Origin of the sequence: Mycobacterium genavense ATCC 51234, from assembly GCF_000526915.1 — a bacterium.
Lineage (GTDB): Bacteria > Actinomycetota > Actinomycetes > Mycobacteriales > Mycobacteriaceae > Mycobacterium > Mycobacterium genavense.
The window spans coordinates 87502-103108 of record NZ_JAGZ01000009.1 but is presented as its reverse complement, the minus strand read 5'-3'; the positions used below and the strand labels follow the sequence as shown (position 1 = coordinate 103108).

The following is a 15607-nucleotide window of genomic DNA, read 5'->3' as shown; positions in this document are numbered from 1 at the left end:
CAGTGGCGGACGAGCGTATACCCAAGCTAACGAAATCCACTTGAGCCCCTGAGCCGCAGAAGGAACAGACCCGCCATGACTCTGACGCCCGACGTTCGTAACGGCATCGATTTCAAGATCGCCGACCTGTCGCTCGCGGAATTCGGCCGCAAGGAACTCGATCTGGCCGAGTACGAGATGCCCGGCCTGATGGCGCTGCGGCGCGAGTACGCCGACGTGCAACCGCTCAAGGGCGCCCGCATCTCGGGCTCGCTGCACATGACTGTGCAGACCGCGGTGCTCATCGAGACGCTGACGAGCCTCGGCGCCGAGGTCCGGTGGGCGTCGTGCAACATCTTCTCGACGCAGGACCACGCCGCGGCGGCGGTCGTCGTCGGACCGCACGGCACCCCCGAGGAGCCCAAGGGCGTCCCGGTGTTCGCGTGGAAGGGCGAGTCGCTCGAGGAGTACTGGTGGTGCGCCGAGCAGATGCTCACCTGGAAGGGCGAGCCGGCCAACATGATCCTGGACGACGGCGGCGACGCCACCATGATGGTGCTACGCGGTGCCCAGTACGAGAAGGCCGGCGTGGTGCCGCCCGCCGAGGATGACGACCCGACGGAATGGAAGGTCTTCCTGAGCGTATTGCGCAAGCGCTTCGAGACCGACAAGACCAAGTGGACCAAGATCGCGGAGTCGGTCAAGGGTGTCACCGAGGAGACCACCACCGGCGTGCTGCGGCTGTACCAGTTCGCCGCGGCCGGCGATTTGGCCTTCCCGGCGATCAACGTCAACGACTCGGTGACCAAGTCCAAGTTCGACAACAAGTACGGCACCCGGCACTCGCTGCTCGACGGCATCAACCGCGGCACCGACGCGCTGATCGGCGGCAAGAACGTGCTGATCTGCGGTTACGGCGACGTGGGTAAGGGCTGCGCGGAGGCGGCCAAGGGCCAGGGCGCGCGGGTGTCCGTCACCGAGATCGACCCGATCAACGCCCTGCAGGCGCTGATGGAGGGCTATGACGTGGTGACGGTCGAGGACGCCATCGCCGACGCCGACATCGTCGTCACCGCGACCGGCAACAAGGACATCATCTCGCTGGATCACATGAAGGCGATGAAGGATCACGCCATCCTGGGCAACATCGGCCACTTCGACAACGAGATCGACATGGCCGCGCTGGAGCGCTCCGGTGCGACCAAGCTCAACATCAAGCCGCAGGTGGACCTGTGGACGTTCGGCGATTCCGGCAAGTCGATCATCGTGCTGTCCGAGGGCCGGCTGTTGAACCTGGGCAACGCCACCGGCCACCCGTCGTTCGTGATGAGCAACAGCTTCGCCAACCAGACGATCGCCCAGATCGAGCTGTGGACCAAGAACGACGAGTACGACAACGAGGTGTACCGGCTGCCCAAGCACCTGGACGAGAAGGTGGCCCGCATCCACGTCGAGGCGCTCGGCGGCAAGCTGACCAAGCTCACCAAGGACCAGGCCGAATATCTCGGTGTCGACGTCGAGGGCCCATTCAAGCCGGACCACTACCGCTACTAGGCACCGCCGGTCGCCGAGCGGGCGGCCGGCCGGGCATTCGACGAGGCGTTAGGCTCGCGCCGTGCTGATCGCGATCGAAGGCGTCGACGGCTCCGGCAAGCGGACGCTGACCGAGGGGTTGCGCAAGGCCTTCGAAGCCGCCGGCAAGTCGGTGGTGACGATGGCCTTCCCGCGCTACGGGCAGTCGATGACCGCCGACGTCGCGGCCGAGGCATTACACGGCGAGCACGGGGACCTGGCGTCGTCGGTGTACGCGATGGCGATGTTGTTCGCGCTGGACCGCGCGGGTGCGATCGACGAGATGGCCACGCTGAGCCGCGATCACGACGTGCTGATTCTCGACCGCTACGTCGCCTCCAACGCGGCCTACAGCGCCGCGCGGCTGCACCAGGACGCGGCCGGGGACGCCGCCGCCTGGGTGCACGAGCTGGAATTCCACCGGCTCGGGCTGCCGGCGCCGGACTGGCAGGTGCTGCTCGGGGTGTCCGCCGAGCTTGCCGGAGAGCGGGCCCGGCGCCGCGCCGAAAACGATCCGGGCCGTCCGCGGGACAGCTACGAACGCGACGACGAGCTGCAGCAGCGCACCCGCGCGGTCTACGCCGGATTGGCCGACGCCGGCTGGGGCGGGCGCTGGCTGGTGGTCGACGCGGACGTCGATCCGGGCCGCCTGGCGGCCGAGTTGGTCTCCGAATGAGCCGCGAATAACCGCCGAACAGCACAAATTTGTCACGATTTGCCCGTATCGAAAGAGAAACGCCCGTGTGGCGCCCCAGTTTTGTCCCGATCTGGTGACACCATGGACTCCATGAGGCAAAGGATTTTGGTCGTCGACGACGACGCTTCGCTCGCGGAGATGCTGACCATCGTTCTTCGTGGGGAGGGCTTCGACACTGCGGTCATCGGCGACGGCACCCAAGCTCTGACCGCGGTGCGCGAGCTGCGGCCCGACCTGGTGCTGTTGGACCTGATGTTGCCGGGCATGAACGGCATCGACGTGTGCCGGGTGTTGCGCGCCGACTCCGGTGTTCCGATCGTGATGCTGACCGCCAAGACCGACACCGTGGATGTGGTGCTGGGCCTGGAGTCCGGCGCCGACGACTACATCATGAAGCCGTTCAAGCCCAAGGAGCTGGTCGCCCGGGTGCGGGCGCGGCTGCGGCGCAACGACGACGAGCCGGCCGAGATGCTCTCGATCGCCGATGTCGAGATCGACGTGCCGGCGCACAAGGTCACCCGCAACGGCGAGCAGATTTCGCTGACCCCGCTGGAGTTCGACCTGCTGGTGGCGCTGGCACGCAAACCGCGCCAGGTGTTTACTCGTGATGTACTGCTCGAACAGGTGTGGGGCTACCGTCACCCGGCGGACACCCGGTTGGTGAACGTGCACGTCCAGCGCCTGCGGGCCAAGGTCGAAAAAGACCCGGAGAACCCGACTGTGGTGTTGACCGTTCGAGGAGTGGGTTACAAGGCCGGACCTCCGTGATCCGCGGCGGCGCCGGTGTAAGACGTCACGATGCTGAGGAGCGCCGCCATTGATCTGGGGCTCGCGGCGACGTATTCACGGTCACCGCTGGGGACGAACCGGTCCCATGACTCGGGGCATGAGTGCGTTGAGTCGAGCCGTCGGCATCGCCTGGCGCCGCTCGCTGCAACTGCGGGTCGTGGCGCTGACGCTGGGATTGTCCTTGGCGGTGATCTTGGCGCTCGGCTTCGTGCTCACCAGCCAGGTCACCAACCGGGTTCTTGACGTCAAGGTCAAGGCGGGCATCGAGCAGATCGAACGAGCGCGCGCGACGGTCGGCGGGATCGTCAACGGCGAGGAGTCGCGCTCACTGGACAGCAGCCTGCAGCTGGCCCGCAACACGCTGACGTCGAAAACCGACCCGTCGTCGGGTCCCGGCCTGGCCGGCGCGTTCGACGTGGTGTTGATGGTGCCCGGTGACGGCCCGCGCGCGGCGGCCGCCGCCGGGCCGGTCGACCAGGTGCCCGCCGCGTTGCGCGGCTTCGTCAAGGCCGGGCAGGCGGCCTACCAGTACGCCACAGTGCACACCGAAGGGTTCTCGGGGCCGGCGCTGATCGTCGGCTCGCCGGCGTCGTCGCAGGTGGCAAACCTGGAGCTGTATCTGATCTTCCCGCTGGCCAGCGAGCAGGCCACGATCACGCTGGTGCGCGGGACGATGATCACCGGCGGCGCGGTGCTGCTGGTGCTGCTGGCCGGTATCGCCCTGCTGGTGTCGCGCCAGGTGGTGGTGCCGGTGCGCTCGGCCTCGCGGATCGCCGAGCGGTTCTCCGAGGGGCATCTGTCCGAACGCATGCCGGTGCGCGGCGAAGACGACATGGCGCGACTTGCGGTGTCGTTCAACGACATGGCCGAGAGCTTGTCGCGGCAGATCACCCAGCTCGAAGAGTTCGGCAACCTGCAGCGCCGGTTCACCTCCGACGTCAGCCACGAACTGCGCACGCCGCTGACCACCGTGCGGATGGCCGCCGACCTGATCTACGACCACAGCGCCGAGCTGGACCCGACCCTGCAACGGTCCACCGAGCTGATGGTCAACGAGCTCGATCGCTTCGAGACGCTGCTCAACGACCTGCTGGAGATCTCCCGCCACGACGCCGGCGTGGCCGAATTGTCCGTGGAGGCAGTCGATTTGCGCACGACGGTGCAGAGCGCGCTGAGCAACGTCGGCCACCTCTCCGAGGACGCCGGCGTCGAGCTGCTGGTGGACATGCCGTCGGAAGAGGTGATCGCCGAGGTCGATCCGCGGCGGGTGGAGCGGATCCTGCGCAATCTGATCGCGAACGCCATCGACCATGCCGAGCACAAACCGGTGCGCATCCGGATGGGGGCCGACGAGGACACCGTCGCCGTCACGGTCCGCGACTACGGGGTGGGGCTGCGGCCCGGCGAGGAGAAGTTGGTGTTCAGCCGGTTCTGGCGCTCGGACCCGTCGCGGGTGCGGCGCTCCGGTGGAACGGGGCTGGGCCTGGCGATCAGCGTCGAGGATGCCCGCCTGCACCAGGGCCGGCTGGAGGCGTGGGGCGAGCCCGGCCGGGGCGCCTGCTTCCGGCTGACGCTTCCGTTGGTCCGCGGACACAAGGTCACCACCAGCCCGTTGCCGATGAAACCGATCCCGCAGCCCACGCCGCCGCCCGGGGAACCCGCGCCACCGGCGGGCAAAGAGCGCCCGCGCCAACACGAGCACGCCGAGAGGAGTCTGTGATGCGGCGCCTGTTCGTCGCGCTGCTGGCGGTGCTGCTGGCCGGCTGTGCGGGGGTGCCCAGCACGTCGGCGCCGCAGGCCATCGGCACCGTCGAGCGCCCGGCGCCGTCGAATCTACCCAAGCCCACCCCGGGCATGGATCCCGACGTGTTGCTGCGCGAATTCCTCAAGGCCACAGCCGATCCCGCCAACCGGCATCTGGCCGCGCGGCAGTTCCTCACCCAGTCGGCATCCAACGCGTGGGACGACGCCGGTAGCGCTCTGCTGATCGACCATGTGGTGTTCGTGGAAACCCGTGGCGCCGAACGGGTTTCGGCGACCATGCGGGCCGACATCCTGGGTTCGCTGTCCGATGTCGGGGTGTTCGAAACGGCGGAGGGCGTGCTGCCCGACCCGGGCCCGATCGAGCTGGTCAAGACCCCCGGCGGCTGGCGAATCGACAAGCTGCCCAACGGGGTTTTCCTGGACTGGCAACAGTTTCAGGCCACCTACAAGCGCAACACACTGTACTTCGCCGACCCGACCGGCAAGACGGTGGTGCCTGACCCGCGCTATGTCGCGGTCTCCGATCATGATCAGCTGCCCACCGAACTCGTGTCCAAGCTGCTGGCCGGACCCCGGCCGGAGATGGCGCACACGGTGCGCAATTTGCTGGCCCCGCCGCTGCGCCTGCGCGGGCCGGTGACCCGGGCCGATGGCGGCAAGAACGGGATCGGCCGAGGCTATGGCGGCGCGCGCATCGACCTACAGAAACTGTCCACCACCGATCCGCACAGTCGGCAATTGCTTGCCGCACAGATCATTTGGACGCTGGCCCGGGCCGACATCCGGGGCCCGTACGTGATCAACGCCGACGGGGCGCCGCTGGACGACAGGTTCGCCGAAGGCTGGACCACCTCCGACGTCGCCGCCACCGACCCGGGCGTGGCCGACGGTGCCGGCGCCGGCCTGCACGCCCTGATCAACGGGTCGCTGGTCGGGCTGGACGGACAGCGGACCACCACGGTGCCCGGCGCGTTCGGCCGGATGGGCGACCAGACACTGGCCGCGCTGTCCCGCAGCGGCCGGCAGGTGGCGTCCGTGGTGACCCTGCACCGCGGCGCGCCGGACATGGCGGAGTCGTTGTGGATCGGCGATCTCGGCGGCGAGGCGGTCCAGTCCGCCGATGGGCACAGCCTGTCGCGCCCCAGCTGGTCGCTGGACGACGCGGTGTGGGTGGTGGTGGACGGCAACAACGTGCTGCGGGCCATCCAGGAACCGGCCTCCGGCCAACCCGCGCGGCTACCGGTCGATTCCGGGGCGGTGGCGAGCAAATTCCCGGGGCCGATCACCGAACTGCAACTGTCCCGCGACGGCACCCGCGCCGCGATGGTGATCGGCGGCATGGTGATTCTCGCCGGCGTCGAGCAGACCCAGGCCGGGCAGTATGCGCTGACCTACCCGCGGCGGTTGGGTTTCGGGCTGGGCAATTCGGTGGTCTCGCTGTATTGGCGCACCGGTGACGACATCGTGGTGACCCGTAACGACCTCGCGCACCCGGTTTCGTACGTCAACCTCGACGGGGTGAACTCCGATGCCCCCGCGCACGGCCTGCAGATCCCGCTGACCGCGATCGCGGCCAATCCGTCGACCGTCTACGTCGCGGCGCCGCAGGGCGTGTTGCAGTACTCGGCGTCCGCGCCGGAAAGCCAGCAGAGCTGGTCGGAGGTACCGGGCTTGATGACCGGTGGCGCCGCGCCGGTGCTGCCGGGGTAGGCGCTAGCACTTTGTCGCGATCTGCAAGCCCACGTCGCCGCCGCTCAGCAGGATCGGTTCGGCCGCGGGCTGCAGTCCGGCGTCCCGCTGCCATCGTGCGGTCTCTCGGGTCGTCGGAGTCCCGGAGCGGCTGGTCACTCCGAAGTACAGCTCGTTGAGTGCGGCGAATTGGCTTGCGCCATGCCCTGTTTCGAGGCGGAAGGGTTCGACCACCGCGAAGACGCCGCCTGGCCGCAGCGCCCGCCCCAGGCGCTGGAACAACAGTGCGTTCTCCGCGGCAGTGAAGTGGTGTGCGACGTTGGACAGCAGTATCACGTCGTAAGTCTTGGCGCCGAAATCGTGCGACAGCGCGTCGCCCTCGAGATGGACGACGCGAGTGCCCATGTTCTCCGCTGCCAGCAGCGGCGCCGCCACCCGGACGGCCTCGGGTAGGTCCAGGACCACCGAACGCAACTGGGCATGGCGCCGGCACAAGGCAACCGAATAGCGCCCGTGCGCGCCGCCGACGTCGATCATGTCGGTCGCACCGCCGTGCACCGGGAGGAACTGCGCGACTTCGTGTGCCGCCAGGCCGGCCAGGGCCCGCATGGCTCGCAGGTAATGCTCCCACTGCACGCCGGTCACGGTCTGATGCAGCTCGAGCGGGATACCGGTGCGCACATAGTCTTCGACGTGCGCCATCAGCTCCCACTCGTCGAACGCGAACAGCACCGCATCGACCACCGAGCTCGGGCTTTTCGTCAGTAGCCAGGTGCGCGCCGTCGGCGTCAACGCGTACCGGCCGTCGCGGTATGTCAGGTAATCCGACCCGGCGAGCGCAATCAGCAGCTGCTGCGTCGCCACCGTGTCGGTGCCGCATCGGTCCGCGATTTCGGCGGGCGTCGCCGCCTGGTGACGCAATGACTCGAACACACCGAGTTTGGTTGCCGCCATGATCGCGCGCGCCCGGCCGAATGCGAAGTGGGTATCGAAGAATGGCAACGGGAGTTGTCGTGACGCCAGGGCCTTCCATTCGGCCGGGTCGTCCGGGATCATGGCCAAGTGCACGTCAGATTGGCCGTTCGATCGTATTGTCGGGAGCGATGTTTGGGTTGCTGTTGAAGATGTTGTCCGGATCGTATTTCGACTTGATCGTGGCCAGTCGCTCGTACTTGCCGTTTCGGTAAGCCTCCCGTACCCGCGCGTCGTCGTCGTAGGCCAGGAAGTTCGAATAGATCCCGCCGCTGTGCCAGCCGGAGGTCCTGGCGTAAGTCTCTCGTGCCCAATCGATATGGCGACGGCCTTCGATGCCGGGATCCCACCGGGTGAGCACATTGAGGAAATGATCGGCGTGGCGATCCGGAAACGCGGTGTCGTCTTCGGACAGCAGATCCTGGGCGCCATGCTGATACGAGAACTCCAGCACCGAGGTCGGCGACGGCAGCAGCTGCGCCGACTCGATCAGTGCGCCGATGCAGTCACCGGTGATTTCACCGAGATAGCCGCCTTTGGTGTAATTGCACGCGCCCGGGCCCAGCAGGTCATCGTTGATCGATTGCAGCTCGACCAACGGCATGGCCTGGATACTCGAGAACACCTGCGGCGCACCGCTCCACAACTCCTCGTTGATCGATCTTGTATCCGCGGTATCCCTGGTCCAGACACTCACCAGCACGCACACCGGCGCGCCGACCAGATCGTCGGGCATCCCCGGCTCGGCGAGAGCTCGCCGCAGATACACCACGACCTTCAGGTCGTCGGGGGCCCGCTGCATCGTCTGGTCGTAGTGCGTGATCGCAGCGGCCGCATTCTGTAGGCGATACAGCGCGGTGCCAACCGGAAGTGGTTGTGCGACGACGTGTGTTGTAAATTCGAATTCGGTGACGACGCCGAAATTCGTTCCCGCGCCGCGCAGGCCCCAGTATAGATCGGCGTTCTCGTCGGCGCTGGCGCGAACCACGCTGCCGTCGGCCAGCACTACTCGAGCCGATAGCAGGTTATCGCAGGTGAGGCCGAATTTACGGGTCAGCCAGCCGGTGCCGCCGCCGAGCGCCAGCCCGGCCACCCCGGTCTGCGACATCACACCGGCCGGCGTTGCCAAACCGTGCATCTGCGTCGCGTGGTCCATATCGGCGAGCAGACAGCCGCTACCGACGCGAACCGTTGCGGCCTCGGGGTCGACGGTGACCTGGCGCATCCGAGCGAGATCGATGACCAGCCCATCGTCGATCATGGAATGCCCTGTGACGCTGTGGCCGCCGCCTTTGACGGTCAATCCGATGCCGTGCTCGCGCGCGAATTCGATTGCGGTGGCGACGTCCCCATCTGTGCGGCAACGAGCAACCAACGCGGGGTGCCGGTCGATCATCGCGTTCCAGATGCGGCGGGTTTGCTGGTACTCCGGGTGCCGACAGTGCACGATGTCACCGTCCAGCCGAGCGTCCAACGCGGCGAGCTGATGATCCGAAAAGCGCTGAACGGGAACGGATTCAGCGTGCATCATGGGCAGACTCCCGGTTTCGGTGGACGGGTCACTCGGCACGATACCCACGATAGGGCGTAGGTCTGTGCTCACATCGGGGTTAGCCTAAAGACGCAGTGGTTGGGCCGGATCGCGCACGGCCACCAGCACGGCATAGCGCCGCCTCGGTCGGCAACGCTAGCTTGTTGGCACGCAATTGCGAAAGGGGCATCGGTGAATTGGAGAGAAACGACCGGATGACGGAGCCACCGACAGCGGATGCTTCGGATGCGCACATCTGGAAACGCGCGATCGCGTTCGACGACTTTGCCCGGGTGTGCTGCGGCCGCGTCCACATGCGCTTGCTGGACGACCACGATTCGTTCTCCATGTCTCACCTGGTCGGGGTGACGGCGGTGGTGTTGCCGCCGCGCGGCGTGGTGTACGGGGTCGCCAGCCGGCGGGTGTTCGACGTCGTGCGCGGCGTGGTGCCCGTCGTCGAGCATCTCTCCTTCGACGAGGCGTTCGGGAGCCCCCGCAACTGGCCGGGGCGTCGGAGGCGGACGTCGAGGCGTTCTGCGAGGGCCTGCGACGACGGGTGCGTGACGAGACCGGGTTGATTGCCTCGGTGGGCGCGGGCTCGGGCAAGCAGATCACCAAGATCGCTTCCGGGCTGGCCAAACCCGACGGCGTTCGGGTGGTCGGGCGCGCCGAGGAACGGTTGCTGCTCGACGGGCTGCCGGTGCGGCGGCTGTGGGGAATCGGCCCGGTCGCCGAGGAGAAGCTGAACCGGCTCGGCATCGAGACGATCGGGCAGCTGGCCGCGCTGACCGACGCCGAGGTCGCCAACATTCTGGGCGCGACGGTGGGGCCGGCGTTGCACCGGCTGGCCCGCGGTATCGACGATCGTCCGGTCGCCGAGCGCGCCGAGGCCAAGCAGATCAGCGCCGAGTCCACCTTCGCCGTCGACCTGACCAGCCTCGAGCAGCTGCACGACGCCATCGAGCCGATCGCCGAGCATGCGCATCAACGCCTGCTGCGCGACGGCCGGGGCGCCCGCACCGTCACGGTGAAGTTGAAGAAGTCCGACATGAGCACGCTGACCCGCTCGGCGACCTTGCCGTACGCGACGACCGAGGCCGGCGCGCTGCTCGCGCTGACCCGCCGGCTGCTGCTCGATCCGCGCGCGATTGGGCCGATTCGCCTACTCGGCGTTGGGTTTTCGGGATTGAGCGAGGTGCGCCAGGAGTCGCTGTTTCCCGACCTGGAGCTCGCCGCGCCGGAATCGGACGCACAGCACTCGGTCGAGACCGCGACCGACGCGATGTTCGCACCGGCGCCGGAGGCGTCGCCGTGGCGGGTGGGACTGGACGTCGAGCACCGCGAACTCGGGCACGGCTGGGTGCAGGGCGCCGGCCACGGCGTCGTCACCGTGCGGTTCGAAACCCGCAGCAGCGGACCGGGCCAGGCCCATACGTTCCCCGCCGACACCGGCGATCTCGTCGCCGCCAATCCGGTCGATTCGCTGGACTGAAGCGACTACCTGGGCGCGCTGCGCGCCGAGGACACCGCGTCAGCCCCAGCGGGCGATGGCGTCGCCGATCGGTAGCCGCGCGGCCAGCGCGGCCATCAGCAGCACCCGGGCCTGCGGCGGCCGCAGCCGCGGCACCAGCACGGCGCCGGCTTCGACCAGGTCGTGGCCGGGGCCGTAGCCGGCGCTGACCCCGCCGCCGGGGACTCGGGTGGACACCGCGACGACGACCCCGTCGGCGCAGTGCCGGCGGACGCCGTCGACCACCGCGGCCCCGGCATTGCCCGAACCCAGCGCCTCGAGCACGACGGCGCGTGCCCCGGCGGCCACGCAGGCGTCCAGCGCCACCGAGTCGCTGCCCAGGTAGGCCGCGACGATGTCGACCCGCGGCGCGTCGGCGGCGCGTAGCTCACCGAGGTAGGGACGGACATTCGCGCCGGTCAGCGCCACGCCGCCGTGCGTCGTGCCGACCAGCTCGCCGGCGAAGCCGCTCAGATCCTGGGTGGCCACCTTGTGCATGCCCAGCGGCTGCAGCACCCGGCCGGCGAAGGACACCAACACGCCGAGGCCGCGTGCGGCCGGGCTGGCCGCCACCGCCACCGCGTCGCGCAGGTTGGCCGGACCATCGGCGTCGGCAGCGTCGGCGCTGCGCATCGCGCCGGTCAGCACGACCGGGGGATCACCGCCGTAGGTGAGGTCCAACCACAGCGCGCTCTCCTCCATGGTGTCGGTGCCGTGCGCGATGACCACACCCGCGGCGCCCCCGTCGACCGCGGCCCGCACCGCGGCGCCGATCCGATCCCAGTCCGCCGTCGTCAGCTCCGAGCTGTCCACCGCCATCAGGTCGACGACGTCGACGTCGAGGCCGGCGGTGAGGTCGGATCCGCTGCGGCTGGGACGGCGAACGCCGTCGGCGCCGGTACTGGTCGAAATCGTGCCGCCGGTGGCGATGACGGTGAGACGACCCATAGTCGAATCATTGCCCATGCGCCGGGCCGGTGAGGCCGCACCCGAGGGCGCCGGGAGCTAGGGGATGATGGTTAGGTGCCCGAAGAACCCACAGGATCGGCCGAGCCGGTGACGTCGTCGGCGGCCGACGCCGCGACGTCCGGGGAGCCGGTGGAACCCGAAGTCCCTCCGCGGCGGCGGCGACTGCTGGTGTCAGTGGCCGCCGTCGTGCTGGTGCTCGACATCGTGACCAAGGTGCTCGCCGTGCGGCTGCTGCCCCCGGGGCAGCCCGTGTCGATCATCGGCGACACGGTGACCTGGACGTTGGTGCGGAATTCGGGGGCCGCCTTCTCGATGGCGACCGGATACACCTGGGTGTTGACGCTGATCGCCACCGGTGTGGTGATCGGCATCTTCTGGATGGGCCGGCGGCTGGTCTCGCCCTGGTGGGCGGTGGGGCTGGGCATGATCCTGGGCGGCGCCATGGGCAACCTGGTCGATCGCTTCTTCCGTGCGCCGGGACCGCTGCGCGGCCACGTCGTGGACTTCTTGTCGATCGGCTGGTGGCCAGTGTTCAACGTCGCCGATCCCTCGGTGGTGGGCGGCGCGATCCTGCTCGTCGCGCTCTCGGTGTTCGGCTTCGACTTCGACACCGTGGGACGGCGTAAGAGCACCGACAAATCCGAGGCCGGGAATCAGGCCGACCAAGCCAAATGAGCAACCGCTCGATGCCCGTTCCGGAGGGATTGGCGGGCATGCGTGTCGATGCCGGGTTGTCGCGCTTGCTGGGGCTGTCCCGCAGCGCCGTGGCGACCATCGCCGAGGACGGCGGCGTCGAACTCGACGGCGTGCCCGCGGGCAAGTCCGACCGCCTGACCTCCGGCGCCTGGCTCGAGGTGCGGTTGCCCGAGGCGCCGCCGCCGCTGGAGAACACCCCGGTCGATATCGAGGGCATGGCGATTCTGTACTCCGACGACGACATCGTCGTGGTCGACAAGCCGGCGGCGGTGGCGGCGCACGCCTCGGTGGGCTGGAGCGGTCCCACGGTGCTCGGCGGCCTGGCCGCCGCCGGCTACCGCATCACCACCTCGGGTGTGCACGAGCGGCAGGGCATCGTGCATCGCCTCGACGTCGGCACCTCCGGGGTGATGGTGGTCGCGATCTCCGAGCGGGCGTACACCCTGCTCAAGCGGGCGTTCAAACAGCGCACCGTCGACAAGCGCTATCACGCTCTGGTGCAAGGACATCCGGATCCGTCCAGCGGTACCATTGACGCGCCGATCGGGCGTCATCGTGGCGGGGAGTGGAAGTTCGCGGTCACCCAGAGCGGCCGGCACAGCGTCACGCACTACGACACCCTGGAAGCGCATGTCGCGGCCAGCCTGCTCGACGTGCACCTGGAAACCGGTCGGACCCACCAGATTCGGGTGCATTTCGCCGCGCTGCATCATCCATGCTGTGGGGACCTGGTCTACGGTGCCGACCCCAAGCTCGCGAAAAGACTTGGCCTGCAACGGCAATGGCTGCACGCACGGTCGCTGGCATTCGCTCATCCCGCCGACGGTCGGTGGGTGGAATTCGTCAGCCCGTACCCGGCCGACCTGCAGCACGCGTTGGGTGTGCTGCGCGACGAGTCCTGATCAGTCGGGTTTGCGGGCCCGCACCAGCACCCGGGTGGCGTGCGCTATGAAGGGGCCGTCGGATTCGATGCGGTCATGCAGTTCGCGCAGCCGGTCGCGGTAGCGCTGCACGGTGAAGTCCGGCACCCACCAAATCACCTTGCGCAGGACGTACACCACGGCACCGATATCGAAATACTGCTGCCGGAGTCGTTCCGGACGCATCTCGAGGATCTCCAGTCCGGCGGCCTCGGCCGCGGCTCGCTCGTTGTCCGGGTGCCGCACATCCGGCGCGTCGGGCTGCGTCCCGGTGAAGAACTCGACCAGCTCGGACACCGTCGCGGGCCCGATGTGCTGGGCCAAATAGGTACCGCCCGGGCGCAGCACCCGGGCGATCTCGGTCCACCACACGGTGTGTGGATGCCGGCTGGTCACCAGGCCGAAAGCATTATCGGCGAACGGCAATCGCGACTCGTCCGGGGTGGCCACCACCACACCGCGCGGATGCAGCAGCTTGGTTGCCAGCGGGACGTTCGGCGGCCACGACTCGACCGCGGCCATCGTGGGCGGGAAAGGTCCCGCGCCGGCCAGCACTTCGCCGCCGCCGGTCTGTAGATCCACCGCGGCCGACACGTTCGCGAAGTGACGGCTGATCAGCCGTTGATACCCCCACGACGGACGTTCCTCGGTGGCACGGCCGTCCAGCCATGAGTAATCCAAGCCGTCGACGGACACCGAATCGGCTTCTGCGACCAAATCTTCGAAGGTTCGGCCCACGTTAGGCGTCACGACGTTGTGCAGACGAACTTGGTGCCGTTGAAGTCGAGCGTTACCTGGCCCTGGTGCTCCCAGTACTCGGAGCCCTGCCGGCCGTATCGCGCGCCGCTGCCCGACGGCTGGATGAACAAGATCTGCTGGGTGCCTTTCCAGTTGAGCACCGCGGTGAGCGGGGCGAACTGGTTGTAGAACTGCGCTGTCAGCGGGCCGGAGTCGGCCGGGCAGTGGTAGGTGATGACGGGTGGGGCGACGGTGTTGGGGTCGGCGATGGCCAGCTGCACCAGCCGGGTCTGATACGCCTCCAGCACGCAGGTGTGCACATCGGCGTTGCGGACACAGTCGTCGCGGGTCGTCGCCCAGCTGCCCTGCGCGGCCGCCAGTGCGGATTTATCCGCGCCGGGGCGGGCCAGGGCCTGCTGATAGGCGCCCTGCAGTTGACGCTCGAGGTCGAACAGATGCGAGTCGGTGCAGATCAGCTGCTGGGCGGAGTTCGCCGGCTTGGTGCAGTCGAGCGGCGCCGCGGCCGCGGTGCTGGATTGGGTGGTCGTCGACGGACTGGGCGCCGGAGTGGTGGTCGGGGAGGAGCCGCAGCCGCTCAGGATCATGGCCACGACGATGACAGCGATCGGCCTCATACCTGCTGACTACCGGCTGCGCGACGATCACGGTGTGCGACACGCCCGCGCGCCGCCGATTTCGTCGCCGCCGGTTACAGCTTGGCGGTGCTGGCCTCCCCGGACACGATCTCGGGTGCCAGCGGTGCGACGGCGCTGAGGATGTCGGTCACCGTCTTCGGCGGAACTCCCGCCGCGGCCAGCGCGTCGGCCAAATGCCCGGCCACCAAGCTGAAGTGGTGCATCGTGATGCCGCGCCCCTGATGCACTTGTTTCATCGGGGCACCGGTGTAGGGCTCCGGGCCGCCCAGGGCGGCCGCGAAGAACTCCACCTGCTTGCCTTTGAGGCGATTCATGTTCGTCCCGGTGAAGAAGCCGGACAGTTGGTCGTCGGCGAGCACCCGAACGTAGAAGTCCTCGACGACGGCCTCGAGCGCCTCGTGCCCGCCGATGCGGTGGTAGATGCTTGTCGGCTCCGCCTTGCGGAACGTTGCGAAGAGTTTCATGTATCCAGCGGAACACTTGGGCATTGCCCCTCAGTTAGTCCGCGATCACGCTCGGATTGCCCGACGTAACAAGCCGATTGCCGGCAAGTGGCAGGTTGTCGGCCGCCGGGTGAGGTCGCCTCGGGCGCACAGTCAAAGCCCTGGGCGCACATGCGCGGCCGGGATAGGTTTGCGTGATGGCCGCCGTGGAGCTGACCGCCGACGTCCCGATGCGCCCGCAGGACATGTGGAACCACGTCTCGGATCTGTCGGACCTGGGCGACTGGCTGACGATGCACGAAGGGTGGCGCAGCGAACTGCCCGACGAGATCGCCGAGGGCACTCAGATCGTCGGCGTGGCGCGGGCCAAGGGCATGCGTAACCGCGTCACCTGGACGGTGACCAGGTGGGACCCGCCGCACGAGGTCGCGATGTCGGGTGCGGGTAAGGGCGGAACCAAGTACGCCGTCAGCCTGACCGTGCGACCCGCCGGCGCCGGATCGACCCTCGGTTTGCGCCTCGAGCTGGGCGGTCGGGCGTTGTTCGGACCGGTCGGATCGGCGGCGGCGCGGGCCGTCAAGGGCGACGTCGAGAAGTCGCTGAAGAACTTCGTCCAGCTGTACGGATAAAACCCAGACACACTTGCGCGACACGCCGAGGAAGTGTCGGTAGTCGGTCATAG

At 68.2% G+C, this 15607-nt stretch carries 14 protein-coding genes and 1 pseudogene; 9 read left to right on the top strand and 6 right to left on the bottom strand.

The genetic code is table 11. The annotated features are described in order from the left end of the window. Nucleotides 1-75 precede the first annotated feature (75 nt). From ahcY to lpqB, 5 genes are all read left to right on the top strand, one after another. On the top strand, nt 76-1533 hold the full coding sequence (gene ahcY / locus T428_RS0118720; RefSeq protein WP_025737681.1) for an adenosylhomocysteinase: 1458 nt from the start codon (nt 76-78) through the stop codon (nt 1531-1533). Nucleotides 1534-1594: 61 nt separating this feature from the next. After that, nucleotides 1595-2227, top strand: a complete 633-nt coding sequence (locus tag T428_RS0118715; protein WP_025737680.1) for a dTMP kinase — start codon at nt 1595-1597, stop codon at nt 2225-2227. Between the two features lie 102 nt (nt 2228-2329). Then, the gene (gene mtrA, locus T428_RS0118710) at nt 2330-3016 is read left to right on the top strand and encodes a two-component system response regulator MtrA (protein ID WP_007168097.1); all 687 of its coding nucleotides are present in this window, start codon (nt 2330-2332) and stop codon (nt 3014-3016) included. 49 nt (nt 3017-3065) lie between these two features. Beyond that, nucleotides 3066-4757 carry an MtrAB system histidine kinase MtrB gene (gene mtrB / locus T428_RS0118705; RefSeq protein WP_084298796.1) on the top strand — a complete coding sequence of 564 codons (1692 nt, stop codon included), beginning with the start codon at nt 3066-3068 and terminating at the stop codon, nt 4755-4757. Beyond that, entirely contained in the window at nt 4757-6511 is a 1755-nt protein-coding gene (gene lpqB / locus T428_RS0118700) for an MtrAB system accessory lipoprotein LpqB (RefSeq protein ID WP_025737678.1), read from the top strand. The genes mtrB and lpqB overlap by 1 nt, the downstream gene beginning before the upstream one ends. Nucleotides 6512-6514: 3 nt before the next feature. Here the strand turns inward: lpqB and T428_RS0118695 are convergent, their stop codons facing one another. Together T428_RS0118695 and T428_RS0118690 are read right to left on the bottom strand one after the other, a co-directional pair. Continuing rightward, nucleotides 6515-7546, bottom strand: a complete 1032-nt coding sequence (locus tag T428_RS0118695; RefSeq protein WP_211243976.1) for a class I SAM-dependent methyltransferase — start codon at nt 7544-7546, stop codon at nt 6515-6517. A gap of 13 nt (nt 7547-7559) precedes the next feature. Further along, on the bottom strand, nt 7560-8993 hold the full coding sequence (locus T428_RS0118690) for an FAD-binding oxidoreductase (protein WP_025737676.1): 1434 nt from the start codon (nt 8991-8993) through the stop codon (nt 7560-7562). A gap of 356 nt (nt 8994-9349) precedes the next feature. Between T428_RS0118690 and T428_RS29400 the strand changes: the two are divergent. Continuing rightward, nucleotides 9350-10560: pseudogene (locus T428_RS29400) on the top strand (DNA polymerase IV); the annotation flags it as partial. Here the strand turns inward: T428_RS29400 and T428_RS0118680 are convergent. Continuing rightward, on the bottom strand, nt 10525-11451 hold the full coding sequence (locus tag T428_RS0118680) for an asparaginase (RefSeq protein WP_025737675.1): 927 nt from the start codon (nt 11449-11451) through the stop codon (nt 10525-10527). The pseudogene T428_RS29400 and the gene T428_RS0118680 sit on opposite strands and share 36 nt — an antisense overlap. A 75-nt stretch (nt 11452-11526) precedes the next feature. Between T428_RS0118680 and lspA the strand changes: the two genes are divergently transcribed. After that, nucleotides 11527-12147, top strand: a complete 621-nt coding sequence (gene lspA, locus T428_RS0118675; RefSeq protein WP_025737674.1) for a signal peptidase II — start codon at nt 11527-11529, stop codon at nt 12145-12147. Beyond that, nucleotides 12144-13070: an RluA family pseudouridine synthase gene (locus T428_RS0118670; protein ID WP_025737673.1), complete on the top strand. Its 927-nt coding sequence runs from the start codon at nt 12144-12146 to the stop codon at nt 13068-13070. The genes lspA and T428_RS0118670 overlap by 4 nt, the downstream gene beginning before the upstream one ends. Here T428_RS0118670 and T428_RS0118665 read toward each other — a convergent pair whose 3' ends face one another. The 3 genes from T428_RS0118665 to T428_RS0118655 form a co-directional block, all read right to left on the bottom strand. Beyond that, nucleotides 13071-13826, bottom strand: coding sequence for a class I SAM-dependent methyltransferase (locus tag T428_RS0118665; RefSeq protein ID WP_025737672.1), 756 nt, complete (start codon nt 13824-13826; stop codon nt 13071-13073). It abuts the gene before it with no gap. Nucleotides 13827-13834: 8 nt separating this feature from the next. Continuing rightward, the gene (locus T428_RS0118660; RefSeq protein WP_025737671.1) at nt 13835-14461 is read right to left on the bottom strand and encodes an MliC family protein; all 627 of its coding nucleotides are present in this window, start codon (nt 14459-14461) and stop codon (nt 13835-13837) included. Between the two features lie 74 nt (nt 14462-14535). Then, entirely contained in the window at nt 14536-14946 is a 411-nt protein-coding gene (locus T428_RS0118655; RefSeq protein WP_025737670.1) for a group I truncated hemoglobin, read from the bottom strand. Nucleotides 14947-15122: 176 nt separating this feature from the next. On the opposite strand from T428_RS0118655, the gene T428_RS0118650 reads away from it, so the two are divergent. Continuing rightward, nucleotides 15123-15554: a type II toxin-antitoxin system Rv0910 family toxin gene (locus tag T428_RS0118650; protein ID WP_025737668.1), complete on the top strand. Its 432-nt coding sequence runs from the start codon at nt 15123-15125 to the stop codon at nt 15552-15554. Nucleotides 15555-15607 lie beyond the last annotated feature (53 nt).

Coding starts and splice junctions, on each gene's coding strand:
- ahcY (WP_025737681.1), top strand. CDS start 76: ATGACTCTGACGCCCGACGTTCGTAACGGCATCGATTTCAAGATCGCC.
- mtrA (WP_007168097.1), top strand. CDS start 2,330: ATGGACTCCATGAGGCAAAGGATTTTGGTCGTCGACGACGACGCTTCG.
- lpqB (WP_025737678.1), top strand. CDS start 4,757: ATGCGGCGCCTGTTCGTCGCGCTGCTGGCGGTGCTGCTGGCCGGCTGT.
- T428_RS0118695 (WP_211243976.1), bottom strand. CDS start 7,546: ATGATCCCGGACGACCCGGCCGAATGGAAGGCCCTGGCGTCACGACAA.
- T428_RS0118690 (WP_025737676.1), bottom strand. CDS start 8,993: ATGATGCACGCTGAATCCGTTCCCGTTCAGCGCTTTTCGGATCATCAG.
- T428_RS0118680 (WP_025737675.1), bottom strand. CDS start 11,451: ATGGGTCGTCTCACCGTCATCGCCACCGGCGGCACGATTTCGACCAGT.
- T428_RS0118670 (WP_025737673.1), top strand. CDS start 12,144: ATGAGCAACCGCTCGATGCCCGTTCCGGAGGGATTGGCGGGCATGCGT.
- T428_RS0118660 (WP_025737671.1), bottom strand. CDS start 14,461: ATGAGGCCGATCGCTGTCATCGTCGTGGCCATGATCCTGAGCGGCTGC.
- T428_RS0118655 (WP_025737670.1), bottom strand. CDS start 14,946: ATGAAACTCTTCGCAACGTTCCGCAAGGCGGAGCCGACAAGCATCTAC.
- T428_RS0118650 (WP_025737668.1), top strand. CDS start 15,123: ATGGCCGCCGTGGAGCTGACCGCCGACGTCCCGATGCGCCCGCAGGAC.